Genomic DNA, 17,853 nt, shown 5'->3' on the forward strand with positions numbered 1-17,853 from the left:
CTTCAAAGCGCCTTCGGTCGGTAAGACGGGCAGGCAAACATTTGCCGAGGCGTTGACTCTCGGCACCCGCCGCCCCTATACGCTCCGCCTTCCGATGGCCGGACCTGTGCCGGGGCCGCGCATGCTTGCGCGTGCCGGCACCGCTCCGCCCCTCGGGTCCGTTTCCGCCGGGGCTGCGCCGCCCCCGGCCCCGCACCCAGGCGCGACCAGTTGAGGCCGCAGATGACCTTCGCAGTGATCCGCACCGGCGGAAAGCAATACCGGGTGACCCCCAACGCCGTCATCACGGTGGAGCGGCTGGAGGCCGAACCCGGCGCCACCGTCACCATCCATGACGTGCTGGCCGTGGGCGGCGAGGCCGGCCTCACCCTTGGCGCGCCCACCGTGCCGGGCGCCAGTGTGACCGCGACGGTCGTGGAACAGAACCGCGGCGACAAGGTCATCATCTTCAAGAAGCGCCGCCGGCAGAACAGCCGTCGGAAGAACGGCCACCGCCAGCACCAGACCGTGCTGCGCATCGCCGACATCGCCACCGCCTGAGAGGGAGACTGAGCCATGGCACATAAGAAGGCGGGCGGTTCCTCCCGCAACGGGCGCGACAGCGCCGGCAAGCGCCTCGGCGTGAAGCTGTTCGGCGGCCAGGTGGTGCGCGCGGGCAACATCATCGTGACGCAGCGCGGCACCAAGATGAAGCCGGGCACCAATGTCTCGGTCGGCCGTACCCATTCGCTGCACGCCATGGTCGATGGCCATGTGAAGTTCGAGCGGAAGGCCGAGGGCCGCGTCCACGTCTCGGTCGTGCCATCGGCGCAGGCGGCGGAATAGATCCCCACGACGTTGCTGCGCAACGCCGCGGGGGCCCCGTAGGGGCTTCCTGATCGGCGCCTCGCACAGCCTGCCGCGGCCAAGCCGCGGCAGGGCAACGGGCGGGACGGTTCGGACGGGGCGCCCGAGGGGCGAGGGTTCGGGGGGCCGGAAGGCCCCCTTCGGCGTTTCAGGGGGTGGGCGAGGGCGCCCATCCTGGCAGGGGCGGGCCGCCTGGGCGCCCCGTGGTGCGGACAATGAAATTCCTCGATGAAGCCAAGGTCTGGGTGAAGGCAGGGGATGGCGGCGACGGCGTCGTCGCCTTCCGGCGGGAGAAGTACATCGAATTCGGCGGCCCGGACGGCGGCAATGGCGGCAAGGGCGGCGATGTGCTGGTGGAGGCGGTGGACGGCCTCAACACCCTGATCGACTACCGCTACGCCCAGCATTTCAAGGCCCGCAAGGGCGGCAACGGCGCCGGCGCGGACCGCACCGGCGCCGGCTCGGACGACGTGGTGCTGAAGGTGCCGATCGGCACCCAGATCCTGGCCGAGGACAAGGAAACCCTGCTGGCCGACCTCGACGCGCCCGGCAAGCGGGTGGTGATCGCCCAGGGTGGCGATGGCGGCTACGGCAACGCGCATTACAAGACCAGCACCAACCGCGCCCCCCGCCGCGCCGACAAGGGCTGGCCGGGGGAGGAGCGCTGGATCTGGCTGCGCCTGAAGCTCATCGCCGATGCCGGGCTGGTGGGGCTGCCCAACGCGGGCAAGTCCACCTTCCTCGCCGCCGTTAGCGCAGCGCGGCCGAAGATCGCCGACTACCCCTTCACCACGCTGCACCCGCAGCTCGGCGTTGTCCGCCTCAACGCCTCGGAGGAATTCGTCCTGGCCGACATCCCCGGGCTGATCGAGGGCGCGCATGAGGGCGCCGGCCTCGGCGACCGCTTCCTCGGCCATGTGGAGCGCTGCGCCGTGCTGCTGCACCTGGTGGATGGCAGCCAGCCGGACCCGGCGGGCGCCTGGCGCACGGTGCGCGAGGAGCTGGAGGGCTATGGCCATGGCCTGGCCGAGAAGCCCGAGGTGCTGGCCCTGAACAAGCTGGACGCGATGACGCCCCAGGCCAGGACCAGCCGCCTGAAAGCGCTGGAGCGCGCCGCCGGCCATCGGGTGCACCTCATTTCCGGCGCGACGGGCGAGGGCGTGCCGGAGGTACTGCGGGCGCTGCGCGAGGTGATGCAGCAGCGCGAAGCGGCCGCCTGATATCCCCGACGGAGGTCCGTCCGGGCAGGCCTGCGCGCTTGACCCGTCGAGCGCAGCCCAGGCCATGGGGCCGGGTTCGAGGCAAGGGCGCGGCCGTGCACGGTGCCGCCATATGGCCTTGACCCGAATGGTCGCCTTGGAGGTGTCGAAGCCGCCTTCAGCCCGGACGCTCATACCCACGGACCGCTTCGCTGACCGGCCCGAGCCCGTGCCGGCCGCGCTGGAAGCCGCCTGAACGGGGCACCGGTCGGGCCCGCCGGAGCGTGATCGGTTGAGGCCGAAGCGACCGGAACCCTGATCACGCGCCCCGGCGCGCATTTTCAAATCCGGCGGAATCGCCTGACGACTGGGAAATGCGACCGAACAAAGGGCTAGAGCGTGATCGGTTGAGGTCGAATCGACCGAAACCGTGAATCACGCGACCGAACAATGAGCTAGAGCGGGGCGGGTGAGCGCAGCTCAGCCGATCCCGCTCTAGTATCCTGCCCGCGAAGTTCGCCGGATATCCAGCGAACGCAGCGGACAAGCAGGCCAGTGAAGACTGGAGCGGGTTCGCCGAGCGCAGGCGGGATGAAAGCTCCCTGGTATCAGGCCACCCCGCGCACCGCCCAGGCCCGCGCGCGCAGCGGAATGCTGCCATCCGCCGCCTGCGGCAGCGTCGCCCGCAGCCGCGCCTGCAGCGCCGCCCGGCGCGTCTCCGGCAGGGCCTGGCAATAGGCGGGCGCCGGCGCGCCGCCGGCGAGGAAAGGCTGCCAGTAATCCGCGAAATTCCGGAATACGGTCGGGACCTCGATCGGCTCCACCACCACCTGCCGCAGCCCCGCCCCGGCGAACAGCGCCCGCAGCGGCTCCGGCCGGCAGAGGGCGAAGCGCAGCGCCTCATCCTTCTGCCCGGCCCCCTCCGGGTCCAGCGCCGCCGCCGCATCCCAGAAGCGGCGCATCATCTCCATGCCCTCGGCATAGTCCCAGACATAGGCGGCGACCGTGCCGCCCGGCCGTGCCGCCCGCCGCAGCTCCCGCGCCGCCTTCGCCTGGTCCGGCACGAAATTCAGGCAGAGCCCGCTGACCACGGCGTCGAAGGTGCCGTCCGGCACCTGCAGCGCCTGCGCATCGCCTTCCAGGAACAGCGCCCGCTCATCCCGCACCTGCCGCCGGGCAAAGGCGAGGAAGCCGAGCGAGGAGTCGATGCCGGTCACCGAAATCGGCCCGGCAGTGGCGAGGATCGCCTCGGTCAGCGCGCCGGTGCCGCAGCCGACATCCAGCCAGCGCGAGTCCGGCGGCACGCCGAGCCGCGCCAGGAAAAGCGGCGCGACCATCCGGCTCCACCGCCCGACATAGGGTTCATATGCCTCGCCCGCCGCCCAGAGCGGCGCCAATACCTCTGCCATGCCGCGATCCTGCGGCCTGCCGCCACCGCGGGCGAAGCAAACACAGCGTGAAGAAGCGGCCGGACCGCTGCGGGCCGCAGGCACCTTCCCCGGCTTCGCCCTGGCAAGCCGGCGGACGGCCGCCGCGGGCTCGCCCGCCGCATGGCGGCAGCGGGGCTACAGCCCCCGATCGGCCTTGGTCGCCGCCAGATCGTCCTCGATGAAGCCCTGGATGATCTCCTCCAGGCTTTCCTGCTCGGAAAAGCCCAGCACCCGCCGCGCCCGCTCCGCCGTGAAGCTGGCCGGCCAGCCGCCGACGATGGCCTCGATCGCCGGATCCGGCGCGTGCTGCACCAGCTTCCGCGCCGCTGGCCCGGCCACCGTCTCCAGCGCGCTCAGCATCTTGCCCACCGTCGCGCTCCGCCCTGGCGGGTTGATGCCGCGATCCAGGCCGAGCGGCGCCGTGTCCATCGCCAGCGCGTGCAGGAACCACTCCACCGCCCGGCGCGGGGAGCAGATCCAGACGGCGAAATCCTCCGGCACCGGCAGTGGCGTCTCCAGCCCCAGCAGCGGCTCGCGCAATATGGCGGAGACGAAGGAGGAGGCCGCCTTGTTCGGCCGGCCGGGCCGGACGATCACCGTCGGCAGCCGGATGTTCACCGCATCCAGGAAGCCCTTGCGGGAGGCGTCCTGCAGCAGCAGCTCGCCGATCGCCTTCTGCGCCCCGTAGCTGTTGCCGGGCAACTGGCGGGCATCGTCCTCCAGCCGCGCTTCCTGCCCGCCGCCGAAGCTGGCGACGGAGGAGGTGAAGACCACCCGCGGCGGCGTCCCGCCGGAGGCGCGCGGGCCTTGCGCCAGGGCACGGCAGGCGGCCAGCACCGCCAGCGTGCCGTGCAGGTTCACCTTCAGACCGAGGTCGAAATCCGCCTCCGCCTGGGCGGAGACCACGGCGGCCAGATGCACCACCGCATCGGTGCCCGGCGGGATGGCGGCCGCCACCTGCGCCGGGTCGGCCACGTCGCCGCCGAGGCTCTTCACCGGGAAACCCGCCATGGGCACGGGCGGCGCGTGCAGGTCGAACAGCGTCAGCCCGGTGACCGGCCGGCCGCCGACCTGGCCGTCCTTCGCCAGCCTTTTCGCCAGCTTCTGCCCGAGGAAGCCGCCACCGCCCAGGATCGTGATCCGCATGCCTCACCCTCCCCGGCCGCGCCGCGGCCCGGGATTTGTGTGGCGGCTCGGGACGTCGGTTGCAAGCCGGGCGTCGGGGTGGAGGGGAGGAGCGGGCGCCCCGGCCCGCGCCGGCGGCGCGGTGCCGGCCGTCCCCCTGCGCCCTGCCCCCGGTTGCCTCGCCTGGCTGACCGGCGTCGCGCAGGCAGGCTTCATGCCGGGCACCCTCGCCAGCGCCGCCCAGGCCCTGCCGGACCGGTCGGACCCGCGCTGGCCGATCGCCGCGCCTGCCTGCCGGGCGCCGCCGCCAATGCCGCGCTGCTGGCCCTGCCGCCCGGCTATCGCTCGATGATCGCGGCGCGCGGCGTCACCGGGATGGCGCCTGGCCTGCCTTCATCGCCGGACGCCGGCGGGACCGCACCATGCCGGGCTGGCGGCCAGGGCGGCGCTACTCGGCGGTGCGCATGGACCAGCTTGCATGCTGCACCCCGGGCATCCGGCGCAGCACCGCCTCGATCGCGTCCAGCTCCGCCGCCACGGCAACGGTGACGCCGAGGGTGACGACCAGCTCCGTCGTCTCGTCGGAGCGTTCCTCGGTGCGGGTCTCGCGCACCGGGTAGCCCTTGGCGTCCAGCGCCTCCAGCGCCGCTTCCCGCACCGCGCCCAGATGCGCATCGGCGACGATGGCCTGGATCTCGTAGGTCGCCTCGGTCGCGGCCTCGCGCAGCGGCCGGCGGTTCAGCGCCTCCGAAAGCGGGCGCAGGGCGGTGTTCGCCAGCAGCACCAGCAGGGCGATCAGCACGGATTCGGCGACGAGGTCGGCCCCCGCCGCCGCCCCCACCGCGGCCGAGCCCCACAGGGTGGCCGCGGTGTTCAGCCCGCGGATGTTCAGCCCTTCCTTCATGATCGCCCCGGCGCCGAGGAAGCCGACGCCGGAGACGACATAGGAGATGACGCGCACCGCGGAGCCATTGCCGTCGATCCGCATCCCGGCATCGACGAAGGCGGCGGCGCCGAGCGCCACCAGCACGTTGGTGCGCAGCCCGGCGGTCCGCTGGCGGTACTGCCGCTCCGCCCCGATCAGCGTGCCGAGCAGGAAGGCGGCGACGAGGCTGATGACGGTGTCGAGGAAGGGCAGCAGGGCGAAGCTCTGGACGGCGGCAAGCTGCTGCATCGGGTGTTCCGTTCCGCGACGTGGCGGGCAGCGTCTCGGCGGTTCCGGGCGCTGTTGTCAAGCGCGCCGGCCGAATCGCCGCGCGCCAATTCGAGGGTTCCAAGGGCCGTTCGGCCCTTGGCGGGTGGGGGTTCGGGGGAGGGCAGAGCCCTCCCTCAACGCGCCGCCCGGATCTTCTCCGCCGCCCGTTCCGCCGTCATCAGCACCGCCGGGTGGATGTTGGAGGAGGGCATGAAGGGAAACACCGAGGCATCCACCACCCGCAGCCCGTCCACCCCGCGCACCCGCAGGTCGGGGTCCACCACCGCCCTGTCGTCCGTGCCCATGCGGTTGGTGCCGCAGGGGTGGTAGACGGTGGTGCCGCTGGTCCGCAGATACTCCAGGAAGTCATCCTCGCTCTGCGTTGCCGTGCCCGGCGCAAGCTCCTCCTCCACCAGCCCGGCGAAAGGGTTGGTGGCGGCGATCTTCCGCGCCAATTTCGCCGCTTCCAGCATCACCCGCACATCGCCCGGGTGGCTCAGGTAATTCGCCCGGATGCGCGGCTTGTCCTCGACGCGCGGGCTGCGGAGGGTGATCTCGCCCCGGCTGTCCGGGCGGCATTGGCAGAAATTGAAGGTGAAGCCCGGGTGCTTCGCCAGCTTCGCGGCGGAGAGCGCCTGGTTGGAGGTATCCAGGCTGTAATTCACGAATTGGAACTGCACCTCCGGTTCCTCCGAGCCCGGCAGGACGCGGGCGAAGAGGCTGGCCTCGGAGGCGCCGATGGTCATGTGGCCGCGGCGGCGCAGCGCCCAGTCCAGCCCCATCTTCGCCGTCTTGAAGGGGTTGGCCAGGGTCTCGTTCAGGCTGTCCACCGGCCTGGTGCGGAAGGCCATGCGGACCAGCATATGGTCCTGCAGGTTGCGGCCCACCTCCGGCGCGTGGTGCACCGTCTCGATGCCGAGGCCCTGCAGCGCCATGCCGTCGCCGATGCCGGAGAGCATGAGCAGCTTCGGGCTTTCGACGGCGCCGGCCGAGAGGATCACCTCCCGCCTTGCCCGCCAGATTTCCTCCTGCCCCGCGGCGGTGCGCACCACCACGCCGACCGCCCGCCGCCCCTCGAAGAGCAGCCGCAGGCCGAGGCGTTCCGTCTCCACCCGCAGATTCGGCCGCTTCAGCGCCGGGCGGAGATAGCCGGTGGCAGGCGACCAGCGCAGCCCGCGATGGACGTTGAGCTGGTTGGGCGCCACGCCCTCGAACCATTCGCCGTTATTGTCCTTGTTGCGCGGGAAGCCGAGCTTCACGCAGGTCTCGACGAAGGCGCGGCAGCCGGGGGTGGGCTCCGGCACCTCGGCGATCTGCATCGGGCCTTCGGTGCCGCGATATTCGCTTTCCGGCCCGTGGAAGGTTTCCAGCTTGCGGAAGGCGGGCAGGCAGTCCTCATAGCTCCAGCCGCGGGCGCCGGCCTGGGCCCAGCGGTCGTAATCGCGCGGGGAGCCGCGCAGGAAGACCAGGCCGTTGACGCTGCCGGAGCCGCCGATGACCCGGCCGCGCGGCCAGTAGACGCTGCGGCCGCCCAGCTCCTTCTCGCCTTCCGTCTGGTAGTTCCAGTCGAATTTGCGGGTGACGTAGAGCCGGGCGAAGCCCATGGGGATGTGGATCCAGGGGTTGGTATCCCAGGGGCCGGCCTCCAGCAGCGCCACCTGGGTGCCCGGGTCTTCCGAGAGCCGCGCGGCCAGCACGCAGCCGGCGGAGCCCCCGCCTAGGATCACGTAATCGGCTTCCGGCATGCCGTTTTTCCCCCCCCTTTGTTGCTTCGCGTATCTCGCCATGCGGCGGCGGGGGCGGCAAGCCGTCCCGATTCCGCCATTTTGCCCGCGCATTATCCGGTTGTGACCCAGCGCCGCCTGTTCCTCGCCCTGCTCCTCTTCCTGCTCGCCACCCTGCAGCTCGGCCTCGCCGCGCGGGTGATGGCGCCGGGGGGGTGGACGCCATGGGAGGTGCTGGGCTTCCTCTGCTTCGCCGGCACCGCGCCCTGGACCGCGCTCTGCGCCGCCAACGGGCTGATCGGGCTGGCGCTGCTGCTGCTCTCGCCCGACCCGCCGGCGGCGGTGCTGCCGGCGCTGCGGCGGGCGGCGCCGGGGGCGCCAAGGCTGGCAACGGCGATCGTCATCTGCATCCGCAATGAGGAGATGGGGGCGGTGCTGGCGCCGCTGGCCCGGCTGCTGGACGGGCTGGCGGCGGCCGGGGCGGCCGGGCGCTTCACCCCCTGGCTGCTCTCCGACACCCAGGATCCTGCGCTGGCGGCAGCGGAAGAGGCGGCGGTGGCGGAATTCCGGCGGCGGTACCCGGCCACCCGCTACCGGCGCCGCGCCGCCAATACCGGCTTCAAGGCCGGGAACATCATGGAATTCCTGGACCGCCACGCCCAGGGCGCCGAGCTGATGCTGTGCCTGGACGCCGATAGCGAGATGTCCGCGGCGGCGGTGCTGCGGCTGGTGGCCTGCATGGAGGCGGATCATCGCCTGGCCATATTGCAGCAGCTCATCGTCGGGCGGCCGGCGGAGGCGGCCTTCCCGCGGCTGTTCCAATTCGGCATGCGGGCGGGGATGCGGGCCTGGGCCACCGGCCAGGCCTGGTGGCAGGGCGATGAGGGACCCTATTGGGGCCATAACGCGCTGATCCGCATCGAGCCCTTCCGCCGCCATGCGCGGCTGGAAACGCTGCCCGATGGCCGCCCCATCCTGAGCCACGACCAGGTGGAGGCGGTGCGGCTGCAGGCCGCCGGCTGGAAGGTCTGCTGCCTGCCGGAGGAGGCGGGGAGCCTGGAGGGCAATCCCCCGGCCCTGCCGGAATTCATGGCGCGGGACCTGCGCTGGGCGGCCGGCAACATGCAGTACTGGCACCTGCTGCGCCTGCCGGGGATGACGGCGATGGGCTTCTGGCAATTGTCGCAGGCGATATTGCTGTTCCTCGGCGCGCCGCTTTGGGTGGGGGTGCTGGTCTTCGCCGCGCTGAATGCGGTGACGGGGGGCGGCGAGGCGGCGCCGGCCGCGGCGCTGGCGGCGTTGCTGGGGGTGAGCTGGGGGATGCTCCATGCCCCGAAGCTGGCCGGCTATGCGGAGGTGCTGCTGCGCCCGGCCCTGGCGGCGCGCTATGGCGGGCGCTGGGCCTTCCTGCGCGGCGCGGCGGCGGAGCTGGCCTTCACCGCGCTGCTGGACCCGGTGAGCCTGTTCAACAAGGCGATGTTCCTGGTCCGGCTGCCCTTCGGCGGCGGGCAGGGCTGGGCGCCGCAGAACCGGGCGGCACGCGGGGTGGGCTGGGGCGATGCGGTGCGGCTGCTGTGGCCGCATACGCTGTTCGGGCTGGGGGTGTTCGGGCTGCTGCTGTGGGCGGCGCCCGGGGCGGCGCTGTGGGCGCTGCCCTTCGCAGGGGGGCTGGTGGCGGCGGTGCCGTTCTGCGTGCTGACGGCTTCCCCGGAGGTTTCGGCATGGCTGCGGACGGCGAGGCTGGCGGCGACGCCGGAGGAGCTGGCGGCGGGGCTGGCGGCGGCGGAGTAGCGGCGGCCTTACCCGATCCGCTGCCACCCCTCATACACCGTCTCCCGCGCGATCCGGCCGGCGCGCATGGCGAAAACATGCATCAGGCGCAGCTCCACCAGGCTGCCGACCGGAACAGGGGCGTTCTCGAAGCCGTCGGCCACCAGGCGGAAGCGGACCAGGCATTCATCCACCACGCGGTCACTGGTGGCGAAGCGGTCGACGGGGGTGATCTCCACCTCCGCCATGGCGGCGAACATGCGACGGTAATTCGCCTCGATCGCTGCGTGGCTGGTGAGGGTGAGGGCACGGCTCGGCATCTCCAGCACCACATCCTCGGTATAGAGGCCGAGGACGCTGGCGGGGTCCTGGGCTTCGCCGCGGATATGCGCATCCACGGTGGCGAGGTCGGCGGCGATAGGATCCATGGCGGGCTCCGGAGGTCGTCAGATTGACTGACCGATATAGACAGATAATCTGTCTATCTGTCAAATGCCGGCATGTCGGAGCGCAACATCACTGCCGATCGGCGGACTCTCGGCTTCCTGCTGCGCCAGCCCTATGAGCGGCTGCAGCGGGAGGTGTATGGCGGGCTGGCGGCGCGCGGCTTTCCGGATATCCGGCCGGCGCATAGTGCGGTGTTCCGGCATATCGCCGCACGCGGCTCCCGGCTGACGGCGCTGGCGGAGCAGGCCGGCATGACCAAGCAGAGCATGGCCTATCTGGTGGAGGGGCTGGCGGAGGGCGGCTATGTGGCGACCGCGCCCGACCCGCAGGATGGCCGCGCCCGGCTGGTGAAGCTGACCGCCCGCGGCCGGCGCGTCTGGGATGCGCTGATCGCCCTCTCGGCCGAAGCCGAGGCGCGCATCGCCGCGCGCGTCGGGCCGGCCCGGCTGGCGGAGCTGCGGGCGATACTGGAGGAGCTGGCGGAAGGATAACTCATGGTTTCCAAAGGCCTTTCGGCCTTTGGTGGGGGGAGTTTGAGGGGGGCAAGGCCCCCCTCATGCCGGTTATCCGCGATTCGCCCGCTCGAAGTTCCGCAGCGCCACATTGCCCCGCCGGTTCGACGCCTCCAGCGCCGCCTGGGCGGATTGCTGCCCTTGCAGCGCTTTCTCCATTTCCTCCTGGATGATGTTCCGCACCTCCACGAAATTCCCCAGCCGGAAGCCCTTGCTGTTCGGCGTCGGCTCGGCGCGGGAGAGCTGGATGACGGCGGCATCGGCGCCCGGATTCTGCGTGTAGTATCCCTCCGCCTTCGCCTTCTCATAGGCGGCGAGGGTGATCGGCACATAGCCGGTGTTCTTGTGCCACCAGAGGTCCATGTCGACCTCCGAGATGAAGCGGAAGAATTCCGCCACGCCGCGATACTCGTTCACCGGCCGGTTGCGGCCGGAGAGCGCCCAGAGGCTGGCGCCGCCGATGACGCCGTTCTTCGGCGCCGTCGTCACGTCGTCATGGTAGGGCAGCGGCAGGGAGATCCATTTGAACCGCGCCTCCCGCTCCACCCGCGCGCGGTTGCCGGCGGAGTTGAAGCTGATGGCCGCTTCGCCGGAGGGGAAGACGCCATCCGCTGCATTGTCCCGCCCGCCATAGCGGAACAGCCCGTCCTTCTGCAGGCCGAGGATGAATTCCAGGTTCTTGCGGAAGAAGGCGCTGGTGAGCAGCAGCTCGGTATCCAGCCCCTCGAAGCCGTTGGACTTGGTGGAGAAGGGCACGTCGTGGATCGCTGCCATCTGCTCGAACAGGATCCAGGTCGGCCAGGTGGTGGTGATGGCGACCGGGGCGGCGTTGGCGGCCTTGATCTTCTCCGCCGCGGCGCGGAGCTGCGTCCAGGTCTTCGGCAGGTCGGTGGTGGAGAGCCCGGCCTTCTGGAAGGCGTCCAGGTTGATCCACATGATCGCCGAGGAGGAGTTGTAGGGCATGGAGATCAGCCGGCCCTGCGTGTCGCTGTAATAGCCGCGCACGCCGGCGATGTAGCGGGCGGGGTCGAGCTGCACGCCGGATTCGGCCAGGAGCTGATGGACGGGGCGGATGGCGGGGCCGGCGGCCATCATCGTCGCCGTGCCCACCTCGAACACCTGGGCGATATGGGGCGGGTTGCCGGCGCGCCAGGCGGCGATGGCGCCGGTCATGGTGTCGATGTAGCTGCCCTTGAAGCTGCCGACCACGGTGTAGCGGTCCTGGCTCTCGTTGAAGCGCTTCACCTGTTCCGCCACCCGTTCCCCGAGCGGGCCGGCCAGGCCGTACCAGTAATGGATTTCCGTCCGGGTCTGCGCGCCGGCCAGGTGCGGCGCGGCGAGCCCGAAGGCGGTGGCGGCAAGCAGGCTGCGGCGCTGCAGCATGGCGCGGTCTCCCTGGGTCTTGTGGATGGGCGGCGAGGTAGCCGCCGGGCATGACGGAGACGCTACAGAAAAATGTCAGTTCGATGAAGCAGGCGGCGATACCCCCACCAGCTTCGCGTAAAGCGCGGGGTCGGTCGCGCCCTCCGTGCCGAAGAGGAGCACGCGGCTGTCTTCCGCGAGTTCTAGGGCGGCGCGGCCGAAGCCGTCCCGCGCCGCCAGCAGCAGGCCGGCGAGGCCGGCGACGGCGCTTTCCCCGGCCACCACGCGCGGGGTGCGGGCGGCCAGCAGCTTCATCGCATCCACGGCGGCGGCGTCCGGCACGGCCATGAAGGCGAAACCGGCGCGTTCCAGCTCCTGCCAGGCGAGCAGGGAGGGCTCGCCGCAGGCGAGGCCGGCCATCAGCGTGTCCAGCTCGCCCTCGATGGCGGTGGGGGCGCCGGCCTCGGCGCTGGCCAGCAGGCAGGCGGCGGCTTCGGGTTCCACCACCACCAGCTTCGGGGGTTTTTCGCCGTAGCGGGCGCGCATCTGGGCGGAGACCGCGGCGGCGACGCCACCGACGCCGCCCTGGACGAAGACATGGGTGGGCGGGGCGGGCAGCGCCTCGGCGGCTTCCTCCGCCATCACCCGGTAGCCCTGCATGACGTCGCGCGGCACCTCGGTATAGCCGGGGTAGGAGGTGTCGGAGACGACGAACCAGCCCTCCTTCTCCGCCGTCTTCTGCGCCTCCCGCACCGAATCATCGTAGGTGCCGGGCACCACGCGGATGCTGGCGCCATAGGCGGCGATGGCGTCGCGGCGGCCCTGGCTGACATGCTGGTGCACGAAGATCACGCACCGCGCGCCGAAGCGCTGCGCGCCCCAGGCGACGCTGCGGCCATGGTTGCCATCCGTGGCGCAGGTGACGGTGATGGCCTGGGTGGCGTCCTTGTACCTGCCCTCGGCCAGCTCCGCGGCGGTGGCGCTGGGGGCGATGTTGCGCTTCGCGAGCTCCACCTGCAGCAGCCGCATGACGGCATAGGCGCCGCCGAGCGCCTTGAAGCTGCCGAGGCCGAAGCGGCCGGCCTCGTCCTTGTAATGCACGGAGGCGACGCGGGCGGCGGCGGCCACATCCGGCAGGGGGAGGAGCGGCGTCGGGGCGTAGCCGGGCCAGGAGGCGATCTCCTCCCGGGCGCGGCGGAAGCCGGATTCGGGCAAGGCGACCAGGCCGGGCGTGCCGTGATGGCGGTTCAGCAACAGGCGGTAGGGTCGGCGGGGGATGCTCATGCGCAGAGTATCGCCCGCGAGGGGCGCCGGCGCCACGGCCGGGCTCGCCCGCGCGTTGCAACCTCGGCAGCTCCGGGACGGGGTCCGGGGGGGGGGGAAGCCTTCCCCCCGGCGGAGGTGCAGGGTCGCGGGCACTGCTTGCGACGACCGCCTGCCGGGGACATGGGGGCGGAGCCCCCCTGCGCCGACGCGGCACGGCCCCCCGGTTTGGCCTTTGCGTCCCCGTCCCGAATTCCGGCATGCTTCGCCCGTGGCGGGGGCAGGCGGCATGCCGGGGCAGAATGGGGCAGGGGCGGCGCGCGCCCCGTGAGCGAACTCACCAACACCTTCCTGCTGGTCTATGCCGGCCTGTTCCCGATCGTGAACCCGATCGGCGGCGCGCCGCTCTTCCTCGGCCTCACCTCCCTGCGCACCCCGGCGGAGCGGCACCTGCTGGCGCGCCGCGTGGCGATCAACAGCGCCCTGCTGCTCATCGGCTCGATGTTCGTCGGCTCTCACCTGCTGGTCTTCTTCGGCATCACCCTGCCGGTGGTGCGCATCGCCGGCGGGCTGGTGCTGGTCGCCTTCGGCTGGAAGCTGCTGCATTCCGGCCTCGACATCGATGGCGGCGAGGCGGCCAGCCGCAGCAGGGGCCCGGCCGAATCGGAGTCCTTCTACCCGCTGACCCTGCCGCTGACCGTCGGCCCCGGCTCCATCTCCGTCGCCATCGCCCTCGGCAGCCAGCGGCCCAGCGAGCATGCCCCCGCCGAGGTGGCGCTGCTCGCCGCGGCCGCGCTCGCCGGCATCCTGGCCATCTCGCTGACCGTCTATGTCTGCTACCGCTTCGCCGAGACGCTGATCGCCCGGCTGGGCGACAGCGGCATCAATATCGTGGTGCGGCTGTCGGCCTTCATCCTGCTCTGCATCGGCATCCAGATCCTCTGGACCGGCTACAGCACCCTGCCGCCGGTCCCGCGCTGACCGGCCGTCCCTGACTCGGGGGTTCCAAGGGGTTTTCGGAGGGGGCGTTGCGCGGGACAACGTCCCCCTCAACCCGGGGCCGGGCTAGAGCGGTTTCACACTGACTGTGCAGCGCGAAACCGCTCTAGCTTATGGATTGCAGAGCAGATTCAGGCCTCCGGGCGATGCCGCCCTCCGGCGATCTGCTCTATTCGACCGAAGCCCCCGAGGCCCGCACCACCGGCGCCCATTTGACCACTTCCTCGCGCATGAAGGCGTCATACTCCGCCGGTCCCAGCGGTAGCGGCTCCGCCCCGAAATCGCGGTAGCGCTGCGCCAGCGGCGGGTCGCCCAGCGCCGCCACGAACTCCGCCCCCATCCGCTCAATGATCGGCCGGGGCGTCGCCGCCGGCGCGGCGATGCCGTACCAGGAGGCGACGTCGAATTCCGGCACCCCAGCCTCCTGCAGGCTCGGCAGCTCCGGCATGGTGCTGGCCCGCTCCGCGGTGGAGACGGCAAGCGCCCGCAGCATGCCCGCCAGCACCTGCTGCCGGCTGGCCGGGGCGTTGTCGATGGCGAAGAGCACCTCCCCGTTCATCACCGCAGACATGCTGGGCGCCGTGCCGCGATAGGGCACATGCGTCGTCTCCACCCCGATGCGCAGCCCGAACAGCACGCCGGAGAGGTGGGAGGAGGTGCCGGTGCCGGCGGAGGAGAAGGTCGCCTTCTCCGGATTCGCCCGAATGAAGGCCACCAGATCCTTCACGCTGCGATGCGGGCTGTCCCCCTTCACGATCAGCACGTTGGGCATGGCCGCTAGCCGCGCCACGCCCGGCAGGTCCTTCAGCGGGTCGAAGGCGAGGCGCTTGTAGAGCGTCGGCCCGATGCCGTGGCTGGCGATGTGGTTGATGTAGAAATTATAGCCGTCGCCCGGGGAACGGGCGACGTTCTCCGCCCCGACCATCCCGCCGGCGCCCGGCCGCGGGTCCAGCACCAGGGGCTGGCCCAGCCTCTCCCGCAGCCGGTTCTCCAGGATGCGGACCAGGATGTCCGAGACCCCGCCGGCGGAGCCGCCGATGACGAAGCGAAGCGGCCGTTCCGGCCAGCCGGCCTGGGCGCGGGCCAGCCTCGGCACGGCCAGGCCTGGCAGAGTAAGCGCGCCCAGCAGCGCCGCCCTGCGATGCAGCATTCGGGTTTCCTCCCCTGGCTTGACGCCTGGCGGCCCGAGCCCGAAGCCCTGCGGACGTCGCGGCTCAGGCCACCGGCCCTTATTTTCGGTGGCCTGCTTGCCCGTCTGGTGCGCTGGACGTCCAGCGCACCAGGCGGGCAGGCCGTCAGGCTGCCCTCCCCCCGGCGTTGACGCAAGTACGGGCAGGCGCGAACCTCACCCTGATCGGGAAAGGGAACGGCCATGCGCCAGATGCACCTCATCGGCTTCCTGCAGGCGCAGAACTGCACCATCTTCGCCAGCTCCTGGCGGCACCCGGAAAGCCGGGTGGATTTCCTGACGGCCGACCACTTCCAGGAGATCGCCCGCATCCTGGAGGCCGGGAAATTCGACCTCGGCTTCTTCGACGACCGGCTGTCCATGCCGGACCGCTATGGCGGCGACCATCACCACACCATCGAGAACGGGATCCGCTGCGTGAAGATGGACCCGGTGGTGGTGCTGACCATGATGGGGGCGGCGACGAAGCATCTCGGCCTCGGCTCCACCGCCTCCACCACCTATCACGAGCCCTTCCACATCGCCCGCATGTTCCAGACGCTGGATCTGATGAGCGGCGGGCGGGCGGCCTGGAACATCGTCACCTCGGTGAATGACGGCGAGGCGGCGAATATGGGCCGCGACGAGACCATGGAGCATGACCGGCGCTACGACCGCGCCGATGAATTCGTGGAAGTAGTGCTGGGCCACTGGGATAGCTGGGAGGATGACGCCCTCATCCTCGACAAGGCCAGCGGCCGCTTCGGCGACGGCAACAAGGTGCACCGGCTGGACTACAAGGGGCGCTACCTGAAGAGCCGCGGCCCCTTCACCGTGCCGCGCAGCCCGCAAGGCCGCCCGGTGCTGATCCAGGCCGGCAGCAGCGGCCGCGGCAAGCGCTTCTCGGCACGCTGGGCGGAGCTGGTCTTCGTTGCCTATCACGACGTGGAAGCCGGCAAGCGCGAATACGCCGCCTTCAAGCAGATGGTGGCGCAGGAGGGCCGCGACCCGGACCAGGTGAAGGTGGCGACGCTGTGCAACCCGATCTGCGCCGCGACCCAGGCGGAGGCGGAGGACCGCGCCGCGCTGATCGAGAAGCTGCCGCTCGAGATCGACAGCCTCTCCCTGCTCTCCGAGGCGCTGAATTTCGACTTCGCCAGCAAGGGCATGGACGAGCCCTTCACCGACGCGGAGATGGCGAGCATCCAGGGCATGCATGCGATGCGCGACCGGGTGGTACAGGCGACGGGGAAGAAGAACCCGACGGTGCGCGACTTCATCCAGGCCACCGGCCGCGGCCGCCCGCGCATGGATATGGTCGGCGGGCCGAAGGAGATCGCCGACAAGCTGGAGGAATGGTTCACCAGCGGCGCCTGCGACGGCTTCGTCATCGCCGCCACCATCATGCCCGGCAGCTATGCGGATTTCGTGAAATACGTGGTGCCGGAGCTGCAGCGGCGCGGCCTGCACCGCAAGGAGTATGCCGGCACCACGTTGCGCGACCATCTCGGCCTGCCGCGCGCCGTGCCCGGGGATTGGCGGGCGAAGAGGCTGGCGGCGGAATAGGCCGGCGATGGGGGCGTTGCCTCCAAACCCCCAGCAGAGGGCGCTGCCCTCTGCACGCCCGGTGCCAGGACCTGGCCCCCAACCCCGGTCTGGGTTCCGGACCGGGGTCCGATCTGCTGGGGTGTTGGCCCGAGGCGTGACCGGTTGAGGTCGAATCGACCGAGCCGTGATTCACGCCGGCCGAACAATGACCTGGAGCATTTTCAAGTCCGGCGGAATCGCCGGACGACTCGGGAAATTTGACAGAACAAGGAGCTAAAGCGGGCTCGCCGAGCGCAGGCGTGGTGAAACCGCTCTGGAGGGCGACGGGTGAACGAAGCTCAACCGATTATGCTCCAGTGTCCCGATTCCGCAGTCCTGCGGATTTCGTTCTCGGGCCACTAGCTTTTGTTTTCAGTGGCCTGCTTGTCCGCTGCGTTCACTGGAAATCCAGCAAACTTCGCGGGCAGGACACTAGGTGCCGCGCTGCAATTGCTGGGCCATCCGCAGATGCTCCTCCAGGGCCGGCAGGGTCGCTGCGGCCCATTGCCGCAGATTGGCGTCCTCCCCGGCGGCGGCGTAGTTGCGGAACAGATCCACCGCCTGCTGATGCGCCATCACCTGCTGGCGGAGATAAAGCTGCTCGAACCGTGCCGCCGGCGCGCCCTGGAGCTGCTGCAGCAGCGCCTGGTGCTGCTGGTCCAGACCGGCGCCCTGGCCGCCCTGCCCGGCGCCCGGGCTCGGCGCCATGCCGGTGCTGGTGCCGGCGGCGCTGCTGCCTGCCGCCCCTGGCCCGGCGCCGCGCGGCGGGGCGACCGTCGCCGCCAGCTCCGGCCGCAGGCGCTGCAACTCCGCCGTCGTCTTCTCATGGTCGCGGACCATGCGTTGCGCGAAGTCGCGGATGCGCGGGTTCTGCGTCCGCTCCAGCGCCAGCCGGCTGCTGGCGATCTCATAGCGGTCGCCCATCGCGACGAGGCGGAGGAATTCCTCCGTCGTCGTCACCTCGGCGCGGCTGCCGGTGGCGCTGGGCGAGCCGCCGGGCGCCGTGGTGTCGTGGGCGCCGGGGACGCCGGATTGGGCATTCTGCTCCTGCGCGGCCTGGGCGCGCTGCTGCTGGGTCTGGGCGGCGGCGGGCAGGGCGGCCAGTGCCGCGGCGGCGGCGAGCAGGGCGAGGCGGGTCATGGCGGCCAGTGCCGCGGCGGCGGCGAGCAGGGCGAGGCGGGTCATGGCGGCCTTCCTTTCTCCATATCGCCCAGGAACGGCCCCCG

At 71.2% G+C, this 17,853-nt stretch carries 16 protein-coding genes; 7 read left to right on the forward strand and 9 right to left on the reverse strand.

Features of this window, described 5'->3' with window-relative positions; all coding sequences use genetic code 11:
- Positions 1 to 222: 222 nt before the first annotated feature.
- From rplU to obgE, 3 genes are all read left to right on the forward strand, one after another.
- A complete protein-coding gene (rplU, locus tag E5N76_RS24130) occupies positions 223 to 540 on the forward strand; it encodes a 50S ribosomal protein L21 (RefSeq protein ID WP_149539954.1) in 318 nt (105 codons plus the stop codon).
- 15 nt (positions 541 to 555) lie between these two features.
- Entirely contained in the window at positions 556 to 825 is a 270-nt protein-coding gene (gene rpmA / locus E5N76_RS24135) for a 50S ribosomal protein L27 (RefSeq protein WP_149539956.1), read from the forward strand.
- Positions 826 to 1,061: 236 nt separating this feature from the next.
- Positions 1,062 to 2,066 carry a GTPase ObgE gene (gene obgE / locus E5N76_RS24140; protein ID WP_149539958.1) on the forward strand — a complete coding sequence of 335 codons (1,005 nt, stop codon included), beginning with the start codon at positions 1,062 to 1,064 and terminating at the stop codon, positions 2,064 to 2,066.
- A gap of 587 nt (positions 2,067 to 2,653) precedes the next feature.
- Here the strand turns inward: obgE and E5N76_RS24145 are convergent.
- The 4 genes from E5N76_RS24145 to E5N76_RS24160 form a co-directional block, all read right to left on the reverse strand.
- On the reverse strand, positions 2,654 to 3,454 hold the full coding sequence (locus E5N76_RS24145) for a class I SAM-dependent methyltransferase (RefSeq protein ID WP_149539960.1): 801 nt from the start codon (positions 3,452 to 3,454) through the stop codon (positions 2,654 to 2,656).
- A gap of 156 nt (positions 3,455 to 3,610) precedes the next feature.
- Complete coding sequence (denD, locus tag E5N76_RS24150; protein ID WP_149539962.1) at positions 3,611 to 4,621, reverse strand: D-erythronate dehydrogenase; 1,011 nt, start codon at positions 4,619 to 4,621, stop codon at positions 3,611 to 3,613.
- A 427-nt stretch (positions 4,622 to 5,048) separates the two neighbouring features.
- Positions 5,049 to 5,774 carry an MgtC/SapB family protein gene (locus tag E5N76_RS24155; RefSeq protein ID WP_149539964.1) on the reverse strand — a complete coding sequence of 242 codons (726 nt, stop codon included), beginning with the start codon at positions 5,772 to 5,774 and terminating at the stop codon, positions 5,049 to 5,051.
- A 155-nt stretch (positions 5,775 to 5,929) separates the two neighbouring features.
- Complete coding sequence (locus E5N76_RS24160) at positions 5,930 to 7,540, reverse strand: GMC family oxidoreductase (RefSeq protein WP_149539966.1); 1,611 nt, start codon at positions 7,538 to 7,540, stop codon at positions 5,930 to 5,932.
- Positions 7,541 to 7,621: 81 nt separating this feature from the next.
- Between E5N76_RS24160 and mdoH the strand changes: the two genes are divergently transcribed.
- Complete coding sequence (gene mdoH / locus E5N76_RS24165) at positions 7,622 to 9,310, forward strand: glucans biosynthesis glucosyltransferase MdoH (RefSeq protein ID WP_268921326.1); 1,689 nt, start codon at positions 7,622 to 7,624, stop codon at positions 9,308 to 9,310.
- Positions 9,311 to 9,318: 8 nt separating this feature from the next.
- Here mdoH and E5N76_RS24170 read toward each other — a convergent pair whose 3' ends face one another.
- Positions 9,319 to 9,717, reverse strand: coding sequence for a nuclear transport factor 2 family protein (locus E5N76_RS24170; RefSeq protein WP_149539968.1), 399 nt, complete (start codon positions 9,715 to 9,717; stop codon positions 9,319 to 9,321).
- A gap of 72 nt (positions 9,718 to 9,789) precedes the next feature.
- Between E5N76_RS24170 and E5N76_RS24175 the strand changes: the two genes are divergently transcribed.
- Entirely contained in the window at positions 9,790 to 10,227 is a 438-nt protein-coding gene (locus E5N76_RS24175) for a MarR family winged helix-turn-helix transcriptional regulator (protein ID WP_149539970.1), read from the forward strand.
- A 72-nt stretch (positions 10,228 to 10,299) separates the two neighbouring features.
- On the opposite strand, the gene ugpB is transcribed toward E5N76_RS24175, so the two are convergent.
- Both ugpB and E5N76_RS24185 read right to left on the reverse strand, forming a co-directional pair.
- Positions 10,300 to 11,631 carry a sn-glycerol-3-phosphate ABC transporter substrate-binding protein UgpB gene (gene ugpB, locus E5N76_RS24180; RefSeq protein WP_149539972.1) on the reverse strand — a complete coding sequence of 444 codons (1,332 nt, stop codon included), beginning with the start codon at positions 11,629 to 11,631 and terminating at the stop codon, positions 10,300 to 10,302.
- Between the two features lie 75 nt (positions 11,632 to 11,706).
- Positions 11,707 to 12,894 (reverse strand): diaminopropionate ammonia-lyase, encoded by a 1,188-nt coding sequence (locus E5N76_RS24185; RefSeq protein ID WP_149539974.1) that lies wholly within the window; start codon positions 12,892 to 12,894, stop codon positions 11,707 to 11,709.
- Between the two features lie 306 nt (positions 12,895 to 13,200).
- Between E5N76_RS24185 and E5N76_RS24190 the strand changes: the two genes are divergently transcribed.
- Positions 13,201 to 13,854: a MarC family protein gene (locus E5N76_RS24190; protein WP_207792095.1), complete on the forward strand. Its 654-nt coding sequence runs from the start codon at positions 13,201 to 13,203 to the stop codon at positions 13,852 to 13,854.
- A 187-nt stretch (positions 13,855 to 14,041) separates the two neighbouring features.
- On the opposite strand, the gene E5N76_RS24195 is transcribed toward E5N76_RS24190, so the two are convergent.
- Positions 14,042 to 15,022 (reverse strand): Bug family tripartite tricarboxylate transporter substrate binding protein, encoded by a 981-nt coding sequence (locus E5N76_RS24195; protein WP_149539978.1) that lies wholly within the window; start codon positions 15,020 to 15,022, stop codon positions 14,042 to 14,044.
- 222 nt (positions 15,023 to 15,244) lie between these two features.
- Between E5N76_RS24195 and E5N76_RS24200 the strand changes: the two genes are divergently transcribed.
- Positions 15,245 to 16,606 (forward strand): LLM class flavin-dependent oxidoreductase, encoded by a 1,362-nt coding sequence (locus E5N76_RS24200; RefSeq protein WP_207792096.1) that lies wholly within the window; start codon positions 15,245 to 15,247, stop codon positions 16,604 to 16,606.
- Between the two features lie 453 nt (positions 16,607 to 17,059).
- Here E5N76_RS24200 and E5N76_RS24205 read toward each other — a convergent pair whose 3' ends face one another.
- Positions 17,060 to 17,812: a DUF4142 domain-containing protein gene (locus E5N76_RS24205; protein ID WP_149539980.1), complete on the reverse strand. Its 753-nt coding sequence runs from the start codon at positions 17,810 to 17,812 to the stop codon at positions 17,060 to 17,062.
- Between the last annotated feature and the right edge of the window lie 41 nt (positions 17,813 to 17,853).

Origin of the sequence: Siccirubricoccus phaeus, assembly GCF_008360935.1 — a bacterium.
Taxonomy (GTDB): domain Bacteria; phylum Pseudomonadota; class Alphaproteobacteria; order Acetobacterales; family Acetobacteraceae; genus Siccirubricoccus; species Siccirubricoccus phaeus.